The following is a 22278-nucleotide window of genomic DNA, read 5'->3' on the forward strand; positions in this document are numbered from 1 at the left end:
GCACCGTGCCGACCTCCGCGACCACCGACCCGTACACCCCGCACAACGGCGACCGTCGGTGGAGCGCCCAGCACTACGAGCTCCGGCTCGACTACCGCGTCGCGACGAACCGGCTCGACGCCACGGCGACCATCACGGCGCGGGCGGTCGAACCACTCGACCGGGTCGTCCTCGACCTGCACGGGCTGCACGTCGAGCGCGTCGACGTCGACGGGCACCGCGCGAAGAAGGTCGCCACGGCGACGCACAAGACCACGGTGACCCCGCACACGCCGATCCCGGCGGGTGCCGCGTTCACCGTGCACGTGCGGTACCGGGGCACCCCGCGACCGGTGCGGAGCGCCTGGGGGCACCTCGGGTGGGAGGAGCTGACCGACGGCGTCATCGTCGCCGCACAGCCGACCGGCGCCCCGACGTGGTTCCCCTGCAACGACCGGCCGGACGACAAGGCCACGTACCGCTTCGAGATCGCCACCGAGGACGCCTACGACGTCGTGGCGAACGGCGACCTGCTCGCGAAGGAGCGGGACCGCGCCGGGACCCGCTGGACCTTCGCGACGGTCGAACCGATGGCGACGTACCTGGCGACCGTGCAGATCGGTCGGTACCGCACGACCCGGCTCCGCGGCGGCGACGTCCCGGTGACCCTGCACCACCCGGCCGACCTGGCGGCCGCGGCGCGGACCGACTTCGGCCAGGTGCCGGAGATGCTCGCGCTGTTCGGCGACCGCTTCGGCCCGTACCCGTTCGCGGCGTACGGGGTCGTCGTCACCGACGACGAGCTCGAGATCCCGCTCGAGGCCCACGGACTCGCCGTGTTCGGCCGGAACCACGTCGACGGCGAGCACGGCACCGACCGGCTCATCGCGCACGAGCTCGCGCACCAGTGGTTCGGGAACTCGGTGACCCTCGCCCGGTGGCGGGACATCTGGCTGCACGAGGGGTTCGCCTGCTACGCCGAGTGGCTGTGGTCCGAGGAGCGCGGCGGCGACACCGCGGACGCCCTCGCCGAGCAGTACCGGCAGAGACTCCTCGACCAGCCGGAGGACCTGGTGGTCGGCGACCCGGGCGCGGCGGACATGTTCGACGACCGCGTCTACAAGCGCGGCGCCCTCGCCCTGCACGCCGTCCGCCGCACGTTCGGCGACGACGCCTTCTTCGCCGGCCTGCGGCGCATCACGGAGCGGCACCGGCACGGCTCGGTGACGGTGCCGGACGTCCTCGACGCGTTCGCGCACGCGGCCGATACCACGTCCGACGCCGTGCACGCGGTCACCGCCCCGTGGATCGACGGGACGGCGGTGCCCGGCGCGGTCGGACCGCGCTAGCCCGCCAGTTCCCCGACGTCGGCCGGGGTGCTGCTGACCTCGGCCCACACGGCGTCGAGCGAGACGCCGACGACCCCGGCGACGGACGCGATGGTCGAGAACGCCGGCGTCGCGATGCGGCCGGTCTCGATCTTCCGGAGCGTCTCGGGCGAGATGCCCGCCCGCAGCGCGGTGTCGACGATCGACCGCGGGCCACGGGCCGCACGGAGCAGCGCGCCGAGTCGGCGGCCGCGGGCGAGCTCGTCAGGGGTGAGGGGCAGTCGGACCATGGCGTCATGGTAATACCGGTATGATCATCCGGATGATCGAGATCCTCACCCCGGCCGAGATCGACCGGGCCCGCGCCACCGGCGCCCTGGTCGGCACGATCCTGCAGACCCTCCGCGAGCGCACCCGGGTCGGCACGAACCTGCTCGACGTCGACCGGTGGGCGAAGGCCATGATCGAGGACGCCGGGGCCGACTCCTGCTACGTCGACTACGCCCCCTCGTTCGGACGCGGCCCCTTCGGGCACCACATCTGCACCGCCGTCAACGACGCCGTCCTGCACGGGCTCCCCCACGACCGCGCCCTGGCCGACGGGGACCTGCTCACACTGGACCTCGCGGTCTCCCTCGACGGCATCGCGGCCGATGCCGCCGTCAGCTTCGTCGTCGGCACCCCGCGCGACGAGGACCTCGCACTCATCGACGCGACCGAGCGCGCCCTGGCGGCCGGCATCGCCGCGGCCGGACCCGGCGCGCGCACCGGCGACCTGTCGCACGCCATCGGCACCATCCTCGAGTCCGCCGGCTTCCCGGTGAACGTCGAGTTCGGCGGCCACGGCATCGGCTCGACCATGCACCAGGACCCGCACGTGTCGAACACCGGTCGCCCCGGCCGCGGCTACACCCTGCGGCCGGGTCTGCTGCTCGCCCTCGAACCCTGGGTGATGGCGGACACCGACCGGCTCGTCACCGACGCCGACGGCTGGACCCTGCGGAGCGCCACCGGCACCCGGACGGCCCACACGGAACACACCATCGCGATCACGGAGGACGGCGCCGAGGTGCTCACGCTGCCACGGTGACGCTGATCCCGCCCGCCGCCACCGCGAGCACCGTGTCGGCGGCGGGGAACAGCACCGTCACCGGGTGCGCGGTCCCCTCCTGGACGGCGGTGGCACGGCGGAGGTCGACCTCGACGTTCCGCGGGTCGACGCGCAGACCCCGGCCGTCGCGCTTCAGCACGGCCTCCTTGACGGCCCACAGCGCGGCGAGCTCCGTCGCGTCACCACGCGCATCGGCCAGCTCGCGCACCGTGAAGGCGTCGAGCGGCGCGGCGGCCACCCGCGACACGCGCTCCACGTCGACACCGAGCGGTCCGGGGCCGACGGCGATCGCGACCACACCGGTCGTGCGCGACAGGCTCACCCCGACGTCGGCGCCGTGCACCGTCGCCACGGGCCGTCCGTGGTCAGTCCCCGCGCAGTGCGGACAGACGCGCCCCACGCGCACGGCGGCCACGTCGACGGCCGCAGCGGACGCGACGGCGGCGACGAGGGCCTCCCGGTCGGCGTCGCGGTCCCGGCCCGGCGCTCGGAGCGTCACCGTGACGTCACGGAGGCGCGGCTCAGCCACCCGGGCAGCCTCCGACCGCTGAGCGGCCATCCGTGCGCTCAGGCGTGCGTCAGCGCGATGAGCGCGACGTTCATGGTGCTGTAGAGCCCTTCGGACCGCGTCGCCTGGCGGACGCGTCCGCGCAGGACCTCGTAGCGGCCGTCGTGCTCGCGCACGAAGCCGATGACGCCGGTGGCCGGCGTCGACACGCGGTGGTAGCCGTCCTCGAGCGGGACGACCTCGGTACTCGTGGTGCGCTCCATTGCTGTTCCCCTTCCCGTTCGTCGTCGAACAGATCCCTCAGCATACCCCGGACCGGGGGACAAGACGCTCACGATCACGCTCGTCCACAGGGTTGCCCGGGAGTCTGTCCGCGCTCGGATCGGCCTGGATAGACTCCGGGCGAAAGCGCTGCGGTGGCGCGGTTCCGGGCGACGTCGACGGCGTCGACCGGTGACGGACGGAGGACGGATGCGAGCGGTCCCACACGGATCGACCACGAGCGGGACGAGCACACGGAGGGGGACAGCGCGCCTCCTCGGACGACTCACCGTGGCGCTGCTCGCGACCCTGGTCGTCCTGGCGCCCGCCGCGACCGCGCACGCCACCGAACCCGTCGAGATCGGCAGCGCCTACGTCCTCGACGAGGCCGACGCGCTCACCCCAGCGCAGCAGACCTCGGTGGAGCGCGCGGTGTCGGACCTGTACGCCGACACCAGCACGCAGCTCTACGTCGTCTTCGTCCCGACCTTCTCGAACCCCTCCGACCACACGGCGTGGGGCACGGCCGTGCTCGAGCGGAACCAGATCGAGTCCGACAGCATCCTGCTCGCCGTCGCCGTGCAGGACCGCGACTACGACGTCCAGCAGACGAACGAGACCGCGATCAGCAGCTCCGACGTACAGACCGCCGTGCAGGACGACCTGCTCCCCGCGCTGAAGCAGGACGACTGGGCCGGCGCCGCGACCGCCTTCGCGAGCGGCCTGACCGACTCCCAGGCACCCGCGGACCTGACCTGGCTGTGGATCCTGCTGCTCGTCGTCGTGGTCGGGCTCGTCGTCGTCGTGCTCGTCGTGCGGACGCGCAACAAGCGGCGCACCGCCGCCGCCACCCGTGCGCAGCAGGCCTCGCTGGCCGACCTCGAGCGGACTGCGGGCGGTGCACTCGTCACGATCGACGACGAGCTCCGCACCGCCGAGCAAGAGGTCGGGTTCGCGACCGCGCAGTTCGGCGCGGACGCCGCGAAGCCCTTCGCCGACGCCGTCGCAGCAGCGCAGCGGTCCGTCCGCACCGCCTTCACGTACCAGCAGCAACTCGACGACGAGGTCCCGGACAGCCCGCAGCAGCGTGCCGAGTGGGCGAACCAGATCATCGTGATCTGCGAACAGGCGCACGCCGCGATCGACGAGCAGACCGAGGCGTTCGACCGGCTCCGCGCCCTCGAGAACGGCGTCGAGGACGCCGCCGCCGCGCTGACCCGCGCGGTCGCCGCCGCGCCGGCATCGGTCGACACCGCAGCGGCCGCCCTCGACCGGCTCCGCTCGGACTACACCGGGCGGACGCTCGCGACCGTGGCGGACAACGTCGACCAGGCCCGGCAGGTCCTCGCCTACGCGTCCGAGCGGTCCGCCGCGGCGGACGAGGCACTCCGTACCGGCGCGAAGGGCGAGGCCGTGGTCGCGGTGCGCGACGCCCAGCACGCCCTGGCCCAGGTGGAGCAGCTGACGAACGGCGCCGTCGGCGCCGAGCGCACGTTCGCCGAGGCGACCGCACGCGCCGGCGCGATGCGCGCCGACATCGAGGGCGACATCGCGGCGGCGCGCGCCCTGTCCCCCGCCGGCCCGGACCTCGCCGCAGCCGTGACGACCGCCGAGACCGTGCTGCGGCAGGACCTCGACCCGCGCGACCCGCTCACCGCGGTCGACGCCCTGACCCGGGCGAACACCGAGATCGACCGCGCGATCGCCGCGGCCCGCGGCGCACAGGAGCAGCAGCAGCGCGCGGCGCGGGCGCTCGACGACGCCCTGCGGGACGCACGGAACCGCATCAGTCAGGCGCGGGAGTTCGTCTCCCTGCACCGCGGCGGTGTCGGGCCGGTCGCCAGGACCCGGCTCTCCGAGGCCGAGCGCGCGCTCGACGACGCCGTCCAGCTCGCCACCACCGACCCGGGGCAGGCCCTGCAGGCAGCCCGGGCGGCCGAGCAGTACGCCGCCGCGGCGATGGACGCCGCGAACGACGACCTGGGCGGCTGGGGCGGTGGCGGCTTCGGCGGTCGCGGCGGCGGCCCGCAGCTCGGCGGCCTCGTCACCGGCATCGTGCTCGGCGGGCTCCTCGGCGGCCGCGGCGGCAGCTACGGCGGCGGCTCCTTCGGGGGCGGCGGCTTCGGCGGCGGGGGCGGCTTCAGCGGCGGCGGGGGCTTCGGCGGCGGCGGCGGGGGCGGCGGCGGGGGCTTCTCCGGCGGCGGACGCTTCTGACGGGACCCCGTCCGACCCACCACGACCTCCCCACCACAGACCACAGACCACGACCTGCCCCATCACCAGTCACACCTCTCTCGAAAGGACCACGACATGGCCAAGCAGACGATCTTCGGACGCATTTCCACCCTCGTGCGGGCGAACATCAACCAGCTCATCGACGACGCCGAGGACCCGCAGAAGATGCTGGACCAGCTCGTGCGCGACTACACGAACAACATCGCCGACGCGAAGACCGCCATCGCGCAGACCATCGGCAACGTGCGCCTGCTCGAGCAGGACCACGAGGAGGACAAGCGCGCCGCGGTCGAGTGGGGGCAGAAGGCCGCCAACGCGTCCAGCGCCGCCGACCGCTACCGCGCCGAGGGCAAGACCGCCGAGGCGGACAAGTTCGACAACCTCGCCAAGATCGCGATCGGCAAGCAGATCGCCGCCGAGCAGGAGGTCTCCGACGCCGAGCCGAACCTCGCCTCGCAGAACGAGGCCGTCGAGAAGCTCAAGACCGGCCTCGCCGGGATGGAGCATAAGCTCGAGCAGCTCCGTGCCAAGCGCGACAACCTCGTCGCCCGCGCCAAGACGGCCGAGGCCCAGTCGAAGGTCAACGACGCACTCGGCAACATCGACGTGCTCGACCCGACGAGCGACCTCGGCCGCTTCGAGGAGAAGGTCCGCCGCGAGGAGGCCAAGGTCCTCGGCCAGCAGGAGCTGCAGTCGTCGAGCCTCGACGCCCAGTTCGAGAGCCTCGAGGACGTCGGCAAGGACGCCGAGGTCGAGGCACGCCTCGCCGCGCTGAAGTCCGGCGGCTCGCCGACCATCTGACGATCGCCCTGACGGCGCCGGACCCCACCTGACAGACTGAGACGATGCACTTCCTCGTGGTCGGTCAGTGGCAGGGTTCGGCGTCGTCCCGCGCGATGCGGCTGGGTGACGGGGCATCGGCGATCGCCGCCGACCTGCCCCGGGCGTCGACGACGGTGGTCGAGGTCCCGGCGGGTGCCGGCGACCGGCTCGAGACCGCCGTCGCCCGCTACACCGCCGTCCTCGGCGTCGCCGAGCGCGTCGCCGAGGAGACGAGCGTCGCCTCCGAGCCCGTCCTCGTGGTCGGGGGCGACGGCGCGAGCGTGCTCGGCGCCACCGTCGCGCTCGACGCCGACACCGCGTTCGTCCGCATCGCCGGGTCGAGCGGCTACCGCCCGCTGAACCGCGCCCAGCCGGTCGCCGCCGAGACCGCGGTCCTGCGGCTCCTCGTCGACCGACCGGACGACCTGTTCCCCGGCCTGCCCCGCCCGTCGGCCGGCTCCGTCGTGCTCGCCGGCGTCCGCGGCCTCGAGGACGCCGAACGCTCCGCCCTCGACCGGGCCGGCATCGCCCACCTCGACGTCGACGCGGCGACGCCCGACGCCCTCGGCGCGGCGGTCGACGCCACCGGCGCGTCGTCGGTGTTCGTGCACGTGGACCTCGACGTCTTGGACCCGTCCGAGATCGACGGGCTGCTCGAACCCGTCCCCTTCGGTCTCGACGGTGCGGGCCTCGTCGAACGCATCCAGGCCGCCACCCGCGGACGCCGACTCGCCGGTGCCGCGCTGACCGGCTTCGCGCCGGTCGACCCGGACCGCGCGGTCGACGACCTCGGCGTGATCCTGCGCGTCGTGGGCGCCCTGACGAGCGCGGCGCGGATCGGCTGACCGCCCCGGGCCGTCCCATGCCGCCCCGCGTACGCTCGGCGGCATGACGGACTACGACCTCATCGTGATCGGCGCCGGCGCAGTCGGCGAGAACGTGGCGGACTACGCCCACAAGCGCGGCCTGTCGGTCGCCGTCGTCGAGGCGGAACTCGTCGGCGGGGAGTGCTCCTACTGGGCGTGCATGCCGTCCAAGGCCCTGCTCCGGAGCGGACACGCCCTCGCCGCCGCGAAGCGCCTCGACGGTGCCGCACAGGCGGTCACCGGCACGCTCGACGCGGCGCACGTGCTCGCCCGCCGCAACTCCTTCACCTCGGACTGGAAGGACGACTCCCAGGTGTCCTGGCTCGAGTCGGCCGGCATCGCCCTGATCCGCGGCCACGCCCGCATCACCGGCCCGAAGACCATCGAGGTCGCCGGCGAGACGCACACCGCCCGCGCGGCCGTCGCCGTCGTCACCGGCTCCCTGCACGCGCTGCCGGACGTGCCCGGCCTCGCCGATGCGAAGCCGTGGGGCACGCGTGAGGGCACGAGCGCACAGCAGGTCCCGGAGAGCCTGCTCGTCATCGGTGGCGGCGTCGCCGGTTCCGAGCTCGCCACCGCCTGGGCGTCGCTCGGCGCGAAGGTCACGCTCGTGGCACGCGGCGGCCTGCTCGGCGGCATGGAGCCGTTCGCCGGCGAGCTCGTCGGCGACGCCCTGCGCGAGCTCGGCGTCGACGTCCGCACCGGCGTCAGCCCCGTCCGCGTCGACCGTGACGAGCACGGCCTCGTGACGACCACGCTCGACGACGGCACGACGGTCATCACCAGCGAGGTCCTCGCCGCGACCGGACGCTCGCCGCACACCGCCGAACTCGGGCTCGAGTCGGTCGGACTCACCGCGGGCGACTGGCTCGAGGTCGACGACACCATGCTCGTGCACGGCACCGACTGGCTCTACGCCGTCGGCGACGCCAACCACCGCGCGCTCCTGACGCACCAGGGCAAGTACCAGGCCCGTGCCGCCGGCGAGGCCATCGCCGCGCGCTTCCAGGGCACCACGCTGCAGACCGAGCCGTGGGGAGCGCACGTCGCGACCGCCGACCACGCCGCGGTCCCCCAGGTCACCTTCACCGACCCGGAGGTCGCCAGCGTCGGCCTCACCGAGCGGGCCGCCCGCGAGCAGGGCCTGAACGTCCGCGCGGTCGAGTACGACCTCGGCAGCGTCGCGGGCTCCGCCCTGCAGGCCGACGGCTACACCGGACGCGCCAAGATGGTCGTCGACGAGGACCGCGGCGTCGTCGTCGGGGTCACCTTCGTCGGACAGGACGTCGCCGAGATGCTCCACGCCGCCACCGTCGCCGTCGTCGGCGAGGTCCCGGTCGCCCGCCTCTGGCACGCCGTGCCGGCCTACCCGACCATGAACGAGATCTGGCTCCGCCTGCTCGAGACCTACGGCCGCCCGGTGTGACCGGCCGCGGTGTCGTCCGGCGGGCGGTGCTCGACTCCCCCGTGTCGCGCGCCGGCTGGGTCGCCGCGACGGCGCTCGGCCTGGCGATCGGCATCCCGCTGTCCACCGGCCGGATCCGCGTCGTCGACGGCCTCGTCGTCTGCACGGGACTGCCGCGCTGGGTCTTCCGGCGCGGCGGCACCTGTGTCGGCTCGGTCTACCTGACCCGCGACAACGACGGCGACCGGGTGCTCCGGCACGAGCGCGTGCACGTCGACCAGTGGCGGCGGTACGGCGTGCTCATGCCGGTGCTCTACGCCGTCGCCGGTCGCGACCCGCTCCGCAACCGGTTCGAGGTCGAGGCGGGCCTGGAGGACGGCGGCTACCGCTGACTCCGGCCCTGCGGCGGCAGCGCTGCAGGGCTGCCGTGACTCGCTGGCGAGGTCGCACGACACGCCGCACGCCGACCGCCGAGGTCGCACTTCGTGCCGCTTCCGCCCAGTGCAAGCGGCCCGTAGTGCGATCTCACCGGCCACGGCGGTCGTGAGTGGCCGTCCCCGCAGGCGAGAGGCCCGACGCCGAGGTCGCACGACACGCCGCGCGCCGGTCGCCGAGGTCGCACGTCGTGCCGCTTCCGGCGCCTGCAAGCGGCACATGGCGCGACCTCACCGATGAGTCCGAGCCGACGCGCACCCGACCCGCGCGTCAGGCCGCGCGCCGCCGCGGGACGATGAGCGGCGTGCCGGTCTCCGGGTCGGGGACGACGACGCACGGCAGGCCGAAGACGTCCTCGACGAGGTCGGCGGTGAGCACCGAGGCCGGCGCCCCCGAGGCGACGATCGAGCCCTGGCGCATGGCGATGACGTGGGTGGCGTAGCGCGCCGCCTGGTTCAGGTCGTGCAGCACCGCGACGACCGTGCGGCCGGCCGCGTGCAGCGCCGAGGCGAGTTCGAGCACGTCGTACTGGTGCGCGATGTCGAGGAACGTCGTCGGCTCGTCGAGCAGGACGATGTCGGTCTCCTGGGCGAGCACCATCGCGATCCAGACCCGCTGGCGCTGGCCGCCGGACAGCTCGTCGACGCTCCGGTCCGCCAGCTCCACGGTCTCCGTCTGCTCGAGCGCGGCGAGCACGGCGCGGCGGTCGGAACCGGACGACGGGTGCAGCAGGTCCTGGTGCGGGAAGCGGCCGCGCGACACGAGGTCGCGCACGGTGATGCCGTCCGGGGCGATCGGTGTCTGGGGCAGCATGCCGATCCGGCGGGCGACCGCCTTCGGCCGCAGCGACGTGATCGGCACGCCGTCGAGGTACACCGTTCCGGCGGTCGGCTTGAGGGTGCGGGCGAAGGACCGCAGCAGCGTCGACTTGCCGCAGGCGTTCGGACCGACGATGACCGTCAGCTCACCGTCCGGCACGTCGACGTCGAGGGCGTCGACCACGACCCGGTCGTCGTAGGCCAGGGTCAGGCCGCGTGCACCGAGGGCGGTCGAGGGCGCACCGCCCGGAGCGGTCAATGCTCGGCCTTGCCGTGCCGCCAGTAGCCCATGAACGCGACCTGCTTGCGGTCGATGCCGACGCCGCGCACCAGGTGGCGGCGGAGCTCCTTGACGCAGCCGGCCTCGCCAGCGATCCACGCGTAGACCGGGCGCTCCTCGGCGGGTGGCGGTACGTCCCACAGGACCTGCTCGTCGACGTCGACGTCGGTCAGCTCGGCGGAGGGCGCGCACGCGGCGGCCGGGGCGACCGACGACGCCCAGGCGTGCACCTGGTCGGTCATCCGCACGCCGTGCGTCGCGCCGTTGCGAGCGATCCAGCGGACCTCGACCCCGGCGGGCGCGGTGACGGGCAGGCGGTCGGCGTCGGTGGGGACCTCGATGAAGACGTGGCCGACGGTGGAGACGTCGAGGGCCTCGAGGATGGCGCAGATGGCGGGAGCGGCGGTCTCGTCGCCGGCGAGCAGGATCCGGTTCGCGTGGCCCGGTGCGAACTCCGCGGCACCGGTCGGCAGGTCGGCGGAGGACTCGGGCACGCGCGGCCCGACGATGCGGATCTCGTCGCCGACACGGCAGGACGACACCCAGCGCGAGGCGGGGCCGGCGTCGCCGTGCGCGACGAAGTCGATGTCGAGCTCGTGGGCGTCGGGTCGGAACGAGCGCACCGTGTAGGTGCGCAGCGGGTTCCGTGCCTCGTCGGGCAGCGCCCGCCAGGCGGTGTACCAGTCGTCGTCCTCCGGCAGTTCGGAGAAGCCGCCGTCGGGCAGCGGCAGCACGATCTTGATCCGCTGGTCCAGGCCCACCGACGAGAAGTCGGCGAGCGCGTCGCCCGTCAGCGTCACCCGGACGAAGTGCGGGGTGAGCGAGGTGACGGCCGCCACGCGGACGGGGAAGACGCGGTACCGGGTTGCCACGTCTCCGAGTATGGCATGCCTTACCTAACGTCTCCAGAGGTGCCGACGGTGCGAGGATCGTCCCCGTGTCCGATGCCCCCGACGACGAATTCGCCGACCTCGCCACGCTCGCGGCGGCGAGCGGCGTGCCGGAGCCGCTCCGCGCCTCCCGGCAGCTGGTCCGCACCGACGACGGACAGGAGACGTCCGCGATCCGGTGGGACACGACGGACGGACGGGAGGCCCGGGTCACCTACCTGCACGGGCTCGGCATCGACGCGCACAGCTTCGACCAGACGGCGCTCGCCCTGGGCGAGCCGGCGGTCGCCCTCGACCTGCCGGGCCACGGCAGGTCGAGCTGGCGGGACGACGCCGACTACGGGGCCGCCGTCACGGCGCCGGGCGTGCTCGCCGCGCTCGACGCGCTCGGTGTCGGACCGGGCGTCGTCGTCGGGCACTCGCTCGGTGCGATCCTCGCCGCGCGACTCGCGGCGGCGGCACCGGAGCGGGTGACCGGGCTCGTGCTCGTCGACATGTCGCCGGACTTCGCGCAGCGCGCCGTGGACCGGATCGCCCGCGCCCTCGAGACCGAGCCGGCGTTCGAGTCGCTCGAGCAGGTCGTCGACCGCGCGGTCGAGGCACGGGTCGGCGACGACCGCTCGGTGCTCCTCCGCGAGGCCCGGCACACCACGCGGCTCGGTGCCGACGGGCGGCTCGTGCGCCGGCACCACTTCCCGCACCTGCCGGCCGGCCGGACGTCGTCGGTCGGGCGGTTCGCCGACGCGTGGCCGGACCTCGAGGCGCTCCGCGTGCCGCTCCTGCTCGTCCGGGGCGACCGCGGCTACGTGTCCCCGAAGCTGCACGCCGGGTTCGTCGAGCGCCTGCCGGACGCCGAGGTCGTCACGGTCACCGCGCGGCACGCGGTGCAGAACCAGGCACCCCTCGAACTGGCCGCGGCGATCCGGGCATGGGGCGAGCGGCACGGATTGTTGCACCCGATCGAGGAACCGTCGCCGGACGGTACCGACCGCCGGTAACCTCGTGCGAGCGCGAGGTCCGACCACCGTCCCCGCGCCCGGAAGGAACCCACAACCCATGAGTCCGCTCCTCCGCCGCACCAGCCGCACCGGCCGCGCGGCCCTCGCCGCCACCGCGGTCGCCGTCGTGTCCGCCCTCGCGCTGACCGGCTGCGCCGGTTCGTCCGGCCCGACGGGCGGCCCCGACGCCACCGTCCGCGTGGGCCTGGTGCTCGAACCGACGAGCCTCGACATCCGGACGCAGTCCGGAGCCGCGCTCGACCAGGTGCTCATCGACAACGTGTACCAGGGGCTCGTCGGTCGGACCGCCGAGGGCGACATCCGCGACGTGCTGGCCTCGTCGCACGAGGTCTCCGACGACGGTCTCACGTACACGTTCACGTTGCGGAAGGGCACGACGTTCCAGGACGGCGAGCCGGTCACCGCCGCCGACGTGGTGTGGTCGCTCGAGCAGGTCAAGGCGAACGACTCGTACATCGACTCGGCCACGCTCGCGAAGGTGCGGTCGATCTCCTCTCCCGCCGACGACACCGTCGTGCTCCGCCTGCGCCAGCCCGACTCCGACCTGCTCTTCAACCTGACCGGTCGGGCCGGCCTGGTGCTCGAGGAGGGCGCGGAGAACGACCGCTCGGACAGCGCGAACGGCACCGGCCCCTTCGAGGTCGCGAGCTGGAAGCAGGGCGACTCGCTCACCTTCGAGCGCAACGACGACTACTGGGGCACGAAGGCGAAGGTCGCGAAGATCGTCTTCCGCTACATCACCGACCCCTCGACCGCGGTGAACGCGATGGCCGAGGGCGACATCGACGTGCTCAACCCCGTCGACGGCACCCTGCGGAGCCAGCTCGAGGGCAACGCCGACATCGCGCTGCACTCCGGCAAGACCACCGACAAGTACACGCTCGCCTTCAACGACCAGAAGGCGCCGTTCACCGACAAGCGGGTGCGCCAGGCGATCCGGCAGGCCATCGACCCGAAGGCGCTCATCAAGGCCGTCGGCGGCACCGGTGTCGAACAGGGCGGGCCGATCCCGGAGCTCGACCCGGGCTACGAGGACCTGACCGACATCGACGCGTACGACCCCGCGAACGCGAAGAAGCTGCTGGCGGCCGCCGGCGCCCGGGACCTCGACCTGACGCTGACGTACGCCAACGTCTACCCGGCCGTGATCGGCGACGTGCTCAAGTCGCAGCTCGCCGAGGTCGGGATCACCCTGACCGTGGACCGTGTTGACTTCGCCACCTGGCTGTCGACCGTGTTCCAGGCGCCGAAGAAGGGCCCCCGCGACTTCGACCTGTCGATGGTCGACCACGTCGAGGCCCGCGACTTCGGCAATTGGGCGAACCCCGAGTACTACTTCGGGTACGACAACCCCGAGGTGCAGGCGCTCTACGCCGAGTCGATCGCAGCGACGACCGAGGCCGACAAGGTCGACGCGCTCCGCAAGGCCGCGCGCATCGTGAGCGAGGACGCCGCCGGCGAGTGGCTGTACACGGCGACCGAGATCACCGCCGTGCGCTCCGGCGTGACCGGCTTCCCGGTGGACGGCGGCAACTCGCGACTCGACCTGTCGCGGCTCGCGGTCAAGTGACGGCGATCCGTCCCGTCCCCGGGGCACCGGCGTCGTGACCCGGTTCCTCATCGGGCGGGTGCTGCTGCTCGTCGTCGGCCTGCTCGTGGCGAGCGTCATCGTCTTCGCCGTGCTGCGCGTGCTGCCCGGCGACGTCGCCCAGGTCGTCGCCGGCACCGAGTCCACCCCGGCCCAGGTTGAACGGCTCCGCCAGGAGCTCGGGCTGGACCGCCCCGTGGTCGTGCAGTACCTCGACTGGATCGGCGGGGTGTTCCGCGGCGACCTCGGCAACTCGCTCGTCACGAACGGTCGGGTCGGTCCGGAGATCGCCCAGAAGCTCGCGGTGACGCTGCCGCTCGCCGGGATGTCGTTGCTGGCGGCCCTCGTCATCGGGGTCCCGCTCGGCGTCCTCGCCGCGGTGCTCCGTCGACGCCCCGGCGGCGCCGTAATCGCCTTCGCGGCCCAGGCCGTGGCCGCGGTACCGATCGTGTGGGCCGGCATGCTCCTCGTGGCCCTGTTCGCCGTGACACTGCACTGGCTGCCCGCACAGGGCTTCCCCCTCGACGGCTGGTCGGCACCCGGACGGGCGTTCGCCGCGCTCGTGCTGCCCGCGCTGACGATCGGCGCCGTCGAGGGTGCCGTCATCCTCCGCTTCACCCGCTCCGCGACGCTGTCCGTGCTCGACGCCGACCACCTGCGCACCGCGGCAGCGATCGGCCTCACCCGGACCGGGGCGCTGCTCCGGCACGGGCTGCCGTCGGTCGCGCTGACCGTGCTCGCGGTGCTCGGGGTGCAGATCGCCGGGCTGCTGGTCGGCGCCGTCGTGGTCGAGCAGGTCTTCTCGCTCCCCGGTGTCGGGCGCATGCTCGTGACCGACGTCGGCCGTCGCGACGTCACGAAGGTGCAGTCCGAGCTCCTCGTCCTGACCGGGCTCGTCCTGCTCGTCGGGTTCGCCGTCGACGTCGTGCACCGCGCCCTCGACCCCCGCCAGCGAGAGGCACACGAGTGATCCGCCGCCTGGTCTCCCGCCCCACCGGGCTCTTCGCGGTCGTCGTGCTCGGGCTGCTCGTCGTGCTCGCCGTCGTGTCGCTCGTCTGGACGCCGCAGGACCCGTTCCGCACGGACCCGTTCCACCAGTGGGAACGCCCGAGCGGCGCGCACTGGTTCGGCACCGACGCCGCCGGCCGCGACATCGCGAGCTACCTGCTCGCCGGCACCCGCACGACGGTGCTCGTCGCCGTCGGGTCCGGGGTCATCGCGAGCGTCGTCGGGGTCCTGCTCACCGCGGTCGGCTCGCTCACCGCCCGCTGGGTCCGCGAGGGCACGGCGGTCCTGCTCGACATCCTGGTGGCGTTCCCGACCCTGCTCACCGCGATGCTCCTGACGGCGGTGTTCGGTGGCTCGCTCGGTGTGGTGGTCGTCAGCGTCGGGCTGTCCTTCGGCGTGACGATCGCCCGCGTCGCCCGCGGCGAGATCCGCCGCATCGCCCGCAGCGACTACGTCACCGCAGCGCGGGCCTCGGGCGTCGGGGGTGCCGGGGTGCTGTTCCGCCACCTCGTGCCGAACGCGGCGCCGCTGTTCACCGTGCAGTTGTCGCTCGCGATGGCGACCGCGGTCCTCGCCGAGGCCGGCCTGTCCTACCTGGGCTACGGCGCCGGCTCGGACACCGCGTCGTGGGGCAGCCTGCTGTCCGACCTGCAGACCTACATCGGCGTGCACCCGTGGAGCGCCACCTGGCCGGGCGCCGCGATCGCCCTCGTCGTCGCCGCGCTCTCCCTGCTCGGCGACGCGGTGCGCGACGCGACCGACCCGCGCCTGACCACGGGCGACCGCCGGTCCGTGCCGCCCGGTCCGGGTGCGGGGCCGGGCACGGGGCGTGCCGACGACGCCGCGACGACCACTCCCGGGGTGACCGCATGACCGACCACACTGCCCGGTCCGGCGACCCCGCCGCCGCGACCGGCGGCCTCGAGGTGACCGGGCTGTCGGTCCGCATCACGGGGCGGACGATCCTGGACGACGTGACGTTCACCGTGCCTCCCGGCCGGCGTGTCGGCGTGATCGGCGCGTCCGGATCCGGCAAGTCGATGACCTCGCTCGCCCTGATGGGCCTGGAACCCGCGGGCGCGACCGTCACCGGCAGCATCCGCCTCGACGGCACCGAACTCGTCGGCCTGCCCGACCGCGAACGTGCCCGGTACCGCGGCGCCGGCATCGGGATGGTGTTCCAGGAGCCGGGCACCGCCCTCGACCCGCTCCGCCGCGTCGGCGCGCAGATCGCCGAACCGCTCCGGCTGCACCGCGGCCTGGACCGCCGGGGAGCCCGCGCGGCCGCGGTCGACCTCGCCGCGTCGGTGGGGCTGCCCGACCCGGCGTCGCTGCTGCGGCAGTACCCGCACCAGCTCTCCGGCGGGCAGCGGCAGCGCGTCTGCATCGCGATGGCGATGGCCGGCGAGCCGTCCTACCTGGTCGCCGACGAGCCGACCACGGCGCTCGACGTCACCACCGAGGCACGCATCCTCGACCTGTTCGAGGGCCTGTCGGCGGGCATGGTCTTCGTCACCCACGACCTCGCCGTGCTCGCCCGCATCGCCGACACCGCGGTGGTGCTCGACGCCGGCCGGGTGATCGAGCAGGGTCGGGTCGCGGACCTGCTCGCCGCACCACGGCACCCCGCCACCGTCGCGCTCGTCGACGCCGCCCGCGCCACCGCCCGCCGCCCTGGAGGCACCGCGTGACCGACGCCCTGCACGCCACCGGCCTGCACCGCACCTACCGGCTCCCCCGCCGCGGACCCTTCGAGCCCGGCCCGGTGCGCACCGCCGTCGACGGTGTCGACCTGACGGTCGCCCCCGGCGCCCGCCTCGGGATCGTCGGCGAGTCGGGATCGGGCAAGTCGACCCTGGTCCGCCTGCTCGCCGGCCTGGAGGCCCCTTCCGCCGGCACCGTCACCGCCTCCGGCCGCCAGGTGGACGCGTCCGGCTCCGCTGCCGCGATGCGCTGGTTCCGCCGCGAGACCGGCATCGTCTTCCAGGACCCGTACGCCTCGCTCGACCCGCGGATGCGCGTCGGTGCGATCGTCGCCGAACCCCTCCGGGCGCTCCGGGTCGACGGCTCGCACGCGTCGCTCGTGCGCGACGTGCTGGAGCGGGTCGACCTGCCCGCCGACGCGGCGAACCGGTACCCGCACGAGTTCTCGGGCGGCCAACGGCAGCGCATCGCGATCGCCCGGGCCGTCGTGCACTCCCCCCGCATCCTGTTCGGCGACGAGCCGATGAGCGCCCTCGACGTGGTCGTCCGCACCCGCGTGATCGAGCTGTTCCGCTCCCTCGCCGACGACCTCGGTCTGACGCTCGTGCTCGTCTCGCACGACATCGGAGTCGTGCAGCGCCTGTGCGACACCGTCGCGGTCATGTCGGCGGGGCGCATCGTCGAGCGGGGGCCGGTGTCGCTGCTCGACGCGCCGCAGCACCCGGTGACCCAGGCGTTGGTGGCGGCGGCGCCGACGTTGCCGTAGGGCGTCGGCGCCGAGGGCGTCGGGGGGCGGGGGGGGCGGCGGTTGGTGCGGCCGGGGCGGCGGACGCTGGGGTGCCGGGACGTGCGACAACGTCGACGTCGTACGACAGCGACCTTGTCGCGCGGGCCCACACGGCGCGGGGTCGGGCGGGTCGGGGCGGCGCGCACGACAACATCGACGTCGTACGACAGCGACATTGTCGCAGGGGCCCACACGGCGCGGAGCCGGGCGGGTCGGGGCGGTTCGGGGCTCGGGGCTCGGGGCTCGATGCACGCGCATCCTGCGACAGACCACGCGACGATCGACACGTGCTCCGTCGGAACATGCACGCGCAGACGATGCGAGCGCATGGTGCGACGGGACACCGGTCGAACCTCGGGTGTCCGGTCGCAAGGTGCGCACACATCCAACTCGGCGAGGGGCACCGGCCCTCCGCAGTAGGTCAGCCGGTCGCGCCTGGGCCCCGGAGCCGCGCGACCTCGACCCCGCTCGGCAGTGGCGGCGGAACGCCCCGGCGGGTCGATGCACGCGCATCCTGCGACAGACCACGCGACGATCGACACGTGCTCCGTCGGAACATGCACGCGCAGACGATGCGAGCGCATGGTGCGACGGGACACCGGTCGAACGACGGGTGTTCGGTCGCAGAGCGCGTCAGCACCGGCACGCACCGGCATCGGCACGCATCAGCACGAGAACCCGCATCCACGCGCAGGCACCGGCACCGGTGCCGGCACCGGTGCCGGCACCGGCAACTGCACCGGCCCCCGCCTCAGGCCGTCCAGGCCCCCGGGTGCCGGCGCTGCCACCGCAGCCGCCGCTCGAGCTGGGCGCCGATGGCGAGCAGGACGCGCTCGCCGCCCGGTCGGCCGATCAGCTGCACGCCCATCGGCAGGCCGCCGCCGTCGGGGTGGTCCTCCGCGGTGACGCCGACGGGCAGCGTGATCGCGGGGAGCCCCGACACGTTCGCCATCGAGGTCCACGGCGAGTAGGCGCACTGGCGGCGGAAGTCCTCCTCCGGGTAGTCGCCGTACCAGCCGAGGGGCCGTGGGGTGAGCGCGAGCGTCGGTGTGAGCACCGCGTCGTACCGGTCGAACGCGCCGACGAGGGTCGCCGAGAACGTGTCGAGCGCGGTCATCGCGTCGAGCACCTGCGTGCCGCTGAGCCGCTGCCCCCGCTCCACGAGCCACGCCACGAGCGGAGTGAGCGCGGACAGGTCGATGCCGGGGACCGTCGGCAGCCGCGCCGCGGAGCTCTCCCACGCCGTGCGGAAGGCGTCGGCGTAGGGCACCCGGGGCATCCGCACGTCCTCGACGCCGTGCCCCAGTTCGCCGAGCACCCGCACGGCGGTCTCGACGACGGCACGCGCCGCGGGGTCGACGACGACGTCGACGGTGTCGTCCCACGGTGAGCCCTCGAGCAGCCCGACGACGAAGCGCCCCTCGCCGCGGACGGCCGCCGCGGTGAACGGCCCCTCGCCGACGTCCGGGGTGACGAGCGCGTACGGCGACGGCTCGGTCAGCCCGGTCGGTGCCACGAGGGCGTCGAGCAGCATGCCCGCGTCGGCGACGTTCCGGGTGAGCGGCCCCGCCACCGAGAGCCCGCCGACGCCGGACCGCCCGGGCATCGACGGCACGCGTCCGCGGCTCGGCTTGAGGCCGACGAGTCCGGTCGCCGCGGCTGGGATCCGCACGGAACCCCCGCCGTCGGAACCGACCGCCGCCGGCAGCAGCCCGGCGGCGACGGCCACCGCGGCACCGCTCGACGAGCCACCGGGCGCCCGCGCGGTGTCGTACGGGTTCCGGGTCACCCCGAGCCGTGTCTCCGACGACGACGACAGGCCGAACTCCGGCGACGCCGTCTTGCCGAGGCTCACCGTGCCGGCCGCGTCGAGCGCCGCGACGAGCGGGTGGTCGGCCCCGGCGGGGCGCTCCGGCAGGCTCGTGGTGCCGCTGCGCGTGGGGACCCCGGCGCGGTCGTACAGGTCCTTGTCGGCGGACGGGAGGCCCCACAACGGTCGCGACGTCGGCACCAGGTGGCCGAGACGGTCGGCACGCAACCGTGCCGCGTCCGCCGTGACCGTCACGAAGGCGCCGAGTCCGGGGTCGAGGCGTTCCACGCGGGCCAGGTAGTGCTCGGCCACCTCGCGGGCGGTCGCCTCCCCCCGGCGGATCCAGTCCCAGAGTTCCTGCGCGGAGAGGTGGTGGAGTTCGAACACGGTTCCCGAGCCTAGGCGTCCCCGACGCGCGCCGACCGGCGGGCGCACGCCGGGCCTCCCGTCAGGTCAGCGGCCCACGTGGGCCGCCAGCACGTCGTGCACCGTCGTCCAGGTGTGCGGACCCCAGCGGTCGTCGTCGACGTGGTGCAGCTCGGCCTCGCCGCTGAACATGCTCACGAAGTACTGCATGCCCTGCCAGGCGGGGAACGGCGCGTCGTCGTCCTTCGACAGGCGCCGACCGACCCGGGCCATCGCGGACAGGGTGCCGGCGGTGCCGGCCCACTGCAGCCGGAAGGTGGTGCCGGTCAGGCGGGACATCGTGGCGGCGATGGTCCGCGAGGTGACGCGGTCCCCCGCGACCTCGACGTACCGGGGTGCGTCCGGGTCGAGCGCGGCGAGCGCCGTCACGCGGGCGACGTCGTCCTTCGTGGTGAAGTCGAGGACCTGGTCCGGCGACGACCAGTACAGGACGCGCCGCCGGTCGAAGAGCACGAGCGGCGCCTGGCCGGTGAGCATGTCGGCGAACGCGCCGTTCAGGATCGACGTCGCACGGATCGGCGCGGCGTCGACGGCCGCGGCGAACTCGCGCCGGAGCTCGAAGTTGCGGTTCGTCCCGGGGGTGATCGACCGGTAGTCGGCGCTGTAGTCGGACGGCACGAAGCGGGGCACGCCCGCCTCGACCGCGGCGTCGAGCAGCGCGCGCTGCGCGTCGACGATCACCGCACGGGTCCCGCTGACCGCGGAGACGACGACGTCGACGCCGGACGCGGCGGCCACGAGCGCGGGGTGATCGGTGTAGGCGGCGGTGACGACGTCGACGTGCTCCTCGTCGCCGAAGTGCTGGCGGGCGCTGTCGCTGCCTGGGCGGGTGAGGACGCGGACACGGGTGTCGTGCTGCAGGAGCTCGCGGACGATGCGGCGACCGAGGTCTCCGGTGGCGCCTGCGACGAGGACGGTGGTGGTCATGGCGACCACGCTACGGACGGCCGGGTCACCGGGGCACAGGTCCGGCGCCCCGTACCCTGTCGGCATGGACACACCCGCTGCCTCCGGCACGACGAAGCGCCGGGTCGGCCTGCGGCTGGTGCGGCCCCTGCTGACCTGGGGCGCACGGCCCACCGTCACGATCGACGGCGTCGGGCACCCGGCGCAGTGGGGCACGGGGACGTGGGCGGTCGCCGACGACGGGGACACCGTCGTCGGGGTCTTCCTGTTCAACCGGGTCTGGCGCTCCGGTGCCGCCGCGGTGCGGGTCGGCGAGGCGACCGAGCTCGAGTACCGGGTCGGGCCGCTGCCCTTCCTGCCCGGACGGTTGGTCGTCCCCCGCCGCTGACGGTCGGCGCTCCCGCAGCGTGGGACGATTGCGGGATGACCGCCACGCTCGTCGCCAAGGGCCTGTCCGGCGGGTACGCCGCACGCACGCTGTTCGACTCCCTCGACCTCACGGTGGCCCCCGGTGACGTCATCGGCGTCGTCGGGGTGAACGGCGCCGGCAAGTCGACGTTGCTGCGGCTGCTCGCCGGTGTCGACCAGCCCCTCGCCGGCACGGTGTCCACCGCCCCGGCCGACGCCTTCGTCGGGTGGCTGCCGCAGGAGCACGAACGCGTGGCGGGCGAGACCGTCGCGGGCTACATCGCCCGGCGCACCGGTTCGGCGGAGGCGACCGAGGCGATGGACACGGCCGCGGCGGCGCTCGCCGATCCCGACGCGGGTGACGCGGCCGCCGAGCGGTACTCCGCGGCGCTCGACCGGTGGCTCGCCGCCGGTGCCGCCGACCTGGACGACCGGATCCCGGCGGTGCTCGCCGACCTCGGGCTCGACGTCGGCTCCGACGAGGACGGCGTCGGTCCGGAGTCGCTCATGACCGCGCTCTCCGGCGGCCAGGCCGCACGGGTCGGGCTCGCCGCACTGCTGCTCTCGCGGTTCGACGTGGTCCTGCTCGACGAGCCGACGAACGACCTCGACCTGGACGGCCTCGACCGGATCGAGGCGTTCGTCAAGGGCCTGCGCGGCGGGGTGGTGCTCGTCAGCCACGACCGCGAGTTCCTGGCGCGCTCGGTGACGTCGGTGCTCGAGCTCGACCTGGCGCAGTCCTCGCACCGGCTGTTCGGCGGCGGGTACGACTCGTTCCTCGAGGAGCGCGAGATCGCCCGGCAGCACAAGCGCGACGCCTACGACGAGTTCGCGTCCACGAAGGCCGACCTCGTCTCGCGTGCCCGGACGCAGCGGGAGTGGTCGAGCCAGGGCGTCCGGAACGCGATGAAGAAGAACCCGGACAACGACAAGATCCGCCGCCGGGCCGCCTCGGAGTCGAGCGAGAAGCAGGCGCAGAAGGTCCGGCAGATGGAGTCGCGCATCGCCCGCCTCGACGAGGTCGAGGAGCCGCGCAAGGAGTGGCAGCTCGAGTTCACCATCGGCAGCGCACCCCGGTCGTCGGCGGTCGTCGCGACGCTGTCCGACGCCACCTTCACCCAGGGCGACTTCACGCTCGGTCCGGTGTCGCTGCAGGTCGACGGCGGCGACCGCATCGGCATCACCGGGCCGAACGGCGCCGGCAAGTCGACGCTGCTCCGCGCGCTGCTCGGCGCGCAGTCCCCCACGACCGGCACCGCCTCGACCGGGTCGAGCGTCGCGATCGGAGAGATCGACCAGGCCCGGGCGGCCTTCACCGGTGACCAGCCCCTCGCCGCGGCGTTCGAGGCGATCGTGCCCGAGTACACCACGGCCGACGTGCGGACCCTGCTCGCGAAGTTCGGGCTGAAGGCGGACCACGTCGGTCGTCCCGCGTCGGCGCTCTCGCCCGGTGAGCGCACCCGCGCGGGCCTCGCACTGCTCCAGGCACGGGGCGTCAACGTGCTCGTGCTCGACGAGCCGACGAACCACCTCGACCTCGCCGCCATCGAGCAGCTCGAGCAGGCGCTCGAGTCGTACGACGGCACGCTCCTGCTCGTCACCCACGACCGCCGTATGCTCGAGACCGTGCGGTTGGACCGCCAGTGGCGGGTGGAGGCCGGGCGGGTCACCGAACGCTGACCAC

Annotated in this window: 22 protein-coding genes; 15 read left to right on the forward strand and 7 right to left on the reverse strand. The window is 74.1% G+C overall.

The annotated features are described in order from the left end of the window. Positions 1-5 precede the first annotated feature (5 nt). Complete coding sequence (locus DEI99_RS10000) at positions 6-1328, forward strand: M1 family metallopeptidase (RefSeq protein WP_258369449.1); 1323 nt, start codon at positions 6-8, stop codon at positions 1326-1328. On the opposite strand, the gene DEI99_RS10005 is transcribed toward DEI99_RS10000, so the two are convergent. Next, on the reverse strand, positions 1325-1597 hold the full coding sequence (locus tag DEI99_RS10005; protein ID WP_111042072.1) for a helix-turn-helix domain-containing protein: 273 nt from the start codon (positions 1595-1597) through the stop codon (positions 1325-1327). The genes DEI99_RS10000 and DEI99_RS10005 overlap by 4 nt on opposite strands. Before the next feature lie 32 nt (positions 1598-1629). Here DEI99_RS10005 and map point away from each other — a divergent pair, with 32 nt between their 5' ends. Then, complete coding sequence (map, locus tag DEI99_RS10010; RefSeq protein ID WP_111042079.1) at positions 1630-2397, forward strand: type I methionyl aminopeptidase; 768 nt, start codon at positions 1630-1632, stop codon at positions 2395-2397. Here map and DEI99_RS10015 read toward each other — a convergent pair. Both DEI99_RS10015 and DEI99_RS10020 read right to left on the reverse strand, forming a co-directional pair. Next, the gene (locus tag DEI99_RS10015) at positions 2381-2947 is read right to left on the reverse strand and encodes a 4'-phosphopantetheinyl transferase family protein (RefSeq protein WP_111042073.1); all 567 of its coding nucleotides are present in this window, start codon (positions 2945-2947) and stop codon (positions 2381-2383) included. The genes map and DEI99_RS10015 overlap by 17 nt on opposite strands. Before the next feature lie 38 nt (positions 2948-2985). Further along, positions 2986-3189, reverse strand: a complete 204-nt coding sequence (locus tag DEI99_RS10020; protein WP_071255966.1) for a hypothetical protein — start codon at positions 3187-3189, stop codon at positions 2986-2988. Positions 3190-3478: 289 nt separating this feature from the next. Here DEI99_RS10020 and DEI99_RS10025 point away from each other — a divergent pair, with 289 nt between their 5' ends. From DEI99_RS10025 to DEI99_RS10045, 5 genes are all read left to right on the forward strand, one after another. Beyond that, positions 3479-5401, forward strand: coding sequence for a TPM domain-containing protein (locus DEI99_RS10025; protein WP_284180794.1), 1923 nt, complete (start codon positions 3479-3481; stop codon positions 5399-5401). A 96-nt stretch (positions 5402-5497) separates the two neighbouring features. Further along, a complete protein-coding gene (locus tag DEI99_RS10030) occupies positions 5498-6223 on the forward strand; it encodes a PspA/IM30 family protein (protein ID WP_111043076.1) in 726 nt (241 codons plus the stop codon). A 44-nt stretch (positions 6224-6267) separates the two neighbouring features. Then, positions 6268-7089, forward strand: coding sequence for an arginase family protein (locus DEI99_RS10035; protein WP_111043077.1), 822 nt, complete (start codon positions 6268-6270; stop codon positions 7087-7089). A gap of 43 nt (positions 7090-7132) precedes the next feature. Continuing rightward, positions 7133-8536, forward strand: coding sequence for a dihydrolipoyl dehydrogenase family protein (locus tag DEI99_RS10040; RefSeq protein WP_111043078.1), 1404 nt, complete (start codon positions 7133-7135; stop codon positions 8534-8536). Then, positions 8533-8907 carry a Fe-S oxidoreductase gene (locus DEI99_RS10045; protein ID WP_111043079.1) on the forward strand — a complete coding sequence of 125 codons (375 nt, stop codon included), beginning with the start codon at positions 8533-8535 and terminating at the stop codon, positions 8905-8907. The genes DEI99_RS10040 and DEI99_RS10045 overlap by 4 nt, the downstream gene beginning before the upstream one ends. Positions 8908-9220: 313 nt before the next feature. On the opposite strand, the gene DEI99_RS10050 is transcribed toward DEI99_RS10045, so the two are convergent. After that, positions 9221-10027 carry an ABC transporter ATP-binding protein gene (locus DEI99_RS10050; RefSeq protein ID WP_071255981.1) on the reverse strand — a complete coding sequence of 269 codons (807 nt, stop codon included), beginning with the start codon at positions 10025-10027 and terminating at the stop codon, positions 9221-9223. Beyond that, the gene (locus DEI99_RS10055) at positions 10024-10920 is read right to left on the reverse strand and encodes a siderophore-interacting protein (protein WP_111043080.1); all 897 of its coding nucleotides are present in this window, start codon (positions 10918-10920) and stop codon (positions 10024-10026) included. Before DEI99_RS10055 ends, DEI99_RS10050 begins: the two co-directional genes overlap by 4 nt. A 65-nt stretch (positions 10921-10985) precedes the next feature. Between DEI99_RS10055 and DEI99_RS10060 the strand changes: the two genes are divergently transcribed. The 6 genes from DEI99_RS10060 to DEI99_RS10085 are packed head-to-tail and all read left to right on the forward strand — an operon-like array spanning position 10986 to position 17023. Further along, positions 10986-11936, forward strand: a complete 951-nt coding sequence (locus DEI99_RS10060) for an alpha/beta fold hydrolase (protein ID WP_071297164.1) — start codon at positions 10986-10988, stop codon at positions 11934-11936. A gap of 58 nt (positions 11937-11994) precedes the next feature. Further along, positions 11995-13527: an ABC transporter substrate-binding protein gene (locus DEI99_RS10065; RefSeq protein ID WP_111043081.1), complete on the forward strand. Its 1533-nt coding sequence runs from the start codon at positions 11995-11997 to the stop codon at positions 13525-13527. Between the two features lie 34 nt (positions 13528-13561). Beyond that, positions 13562-14515, forward strand: coding sequence for an ABC transporter permease (locus tag DEI99_RS10070; RefSeq protein ID WP_111043082.1), 954 nt, complete (start codon positions 13562-13564; stop codon positions 14513-14515). Further along, positions 14512-15426 carry an ABC transporter permease gene (locus DEI99_RS10075; RefSeq protein ID WP_258369673.1) on the forward strand — a complete coding sequence of 305 codons (915 nt, stop codon included), beginning with the start codon at positions 14512-14514 and terminating at the stop codon, positions 15424-15426. The genes DEI99_RS10070 and DEI99_RS10075 overlap by 4 nt, the downstream gene beginning before the upstream one ends. Then, positions 15423-16244, forward strand: a complete 822-nt coding sequence (locus tag DEI99_RS10080) for an ABC transporter ATP-binding protein (protein ID WP_111043083.1) — start codon at positions 15423-15425, stop codon at positions 16242-16244. The genes DEI99_RS10075 and DEI99_RS10080 overlap by 4 nt, the downstream gene beginning before the upstream one ends. Further along, on the forward strand, positions 16241-17023 hold the full coding sequence (locus DEI99_RS10085; RefSeq protein ID WP_111043084.1) for an ABC transporter ATP-binding protein: 783 nt from the start codon (positions 16241-16243) through the stop codon (positions 17021-17023). The genes DEI99_RS10080 and DEI99_RS10085 overlap by 4 nt, the downstream gene beginning before the upstream one ends. A 772-nt stretch (positions 17024-17795) precedes the next feature. Here the strand turns inward: DEI99_RS10085 and DEI99_RS10090 are convergent. After that, the gene (locus DEI99_RS10090) at positions 17796-19241 is read right to left on the reverse strand and encodes an amidase (RefSeq protein ID WP_111043122.1); all 1446 of its coding nucleotides are present in this window, start codon (positions 19239-19241) and stop codon (positions 17796-17798) included. A gap of 66 nt (positions 19242-19307) precedes the next feature. Continuing rightward, positions 19308-20207 (reverse strand): NmrA family NAD(P)-binding protein, encoded by a 900-nt coding sequence (locus tag DEI99_RS10095; protein ID WP_111043128.1) that lies wholly within the window; start codon positions 20205-20207, stop codon positions 19308-19310. A 64-nt stretch (positions 20208-20271) separates the two neighbouring features. Here DEI99_RS10095 and DEI99_RS10100 point away from each other — a divergent pair, with 64 nt between their 5' ends. Together DEI99_RS10100 and DEI99_RS10105 are read left to right on the forward strand one after the other, a co-directional pair. Continuing rightward, positions 20272-20574 (forward strand): hypothetical protein, encoded by a 303-nt coding sequence (locus tag DEI99_RS10100; protein WP_111043123.1) that lies wholly within the window; start codon positions 20272-20274, stop codon positions 20572-20574. A 35-nt stretch (positions 20575-20609) separates the two neighbouring features. Continuing rightward, on the forward strand, positions 20610-22274 hold the full coding sequence (locus DEI99_RS10105; protein WP_111043124.1) for an ABC-F family ATP-binding cassette domain-containing protein: 1665 nt from the start codon (positions 20610-20612) through the stop codon (positions 22272-22274). The last annotated feature ends 4 nt before the right edge of the window (positions 22275-22278 follow it).

The organism is Curtobacterium sp. MCLR17_036, from assembly GCF_003234445.2.
Classification (GTDB): Bacteria; Actinomycetota; Actinomycetes; order Actinomycetales; family Microbacteriaceae; genus Curtobacterium.